The sequence below is a fragment of the Flavobacterium sp. RHBU_24 genome (assembly GCF_046613695.1).
In the GTDB taxonomy this organism is placed as follows: domain Bacteria; phylum Bacteroidota; class Bacteroidia; order Flavobacteriales; family Flavobacteriaceae; genus Flavobacterium.
On record NZ_JBKJHD010000052.1, the window covers coordinates 1 to 624 of the forward strand.

A 624-nucleotide genomic window follows, 5' to 3' on the forward strand; every position below is an offset into this window, starting at 1 on the left:
GTGGCTAACCTTACCGCTACCGGTACGGCATTGAAATGGTATACTGCTTCCACAGGAGGTTCGGCTCTTGCCTCAGCCACTGCGGTTGCAACAGGTACTTATTATGTATCGCAAACGCTAAACAGCTGCGAGAGCACACGTACTGCCGTAGCTGTAACCGTTAATACCACCGCTGCACCAACTGCATCCGCACAGGCTTTTTGTAATAGCGCAACCGTGGCTAACCTTACCGCTACCGGTACGGCATTGAAATGGTACAACGTAGCTTCGGGTGGTTCGGCTCTTGCCTCAGCCACTGCGGTTGCAACAGGTACTTATTACGTATCGCAAACGCTTAACAGCTGCGAGAGCACACGTACTGCCGTAGCTGTAACCGTTAATACCACCGCTGCACCAACTGCATCAGCACAGGCGTTTTGTAACAGTGCAACCGTGGCTAACCTTACCGCTACCGGTACGGCATTAAAATGGTATACCGCCTTAACCGGTGGTTCGGCGCTTGCCTCAGCCACTGCGCTTGCAACAGGTACTTACTATGTATCGCAAACACTTAACAGCTGCGAGAGCACACGTACTGGCGTAGCCATAACCATCAATACCACGGCTGCGCCAACTGCTTCAGCA

Annotated in this window: 1 pseudogene; it reads left to right on the plus strand. The window is 52.6% G+C overall.

Annotated elements, in window-relative coordinates:
- A pseudogene (locus tag ACLI09_RS18025) lies at window positions 1–624 on the plus strand (hypothetical protein); the annotation flags it as partial.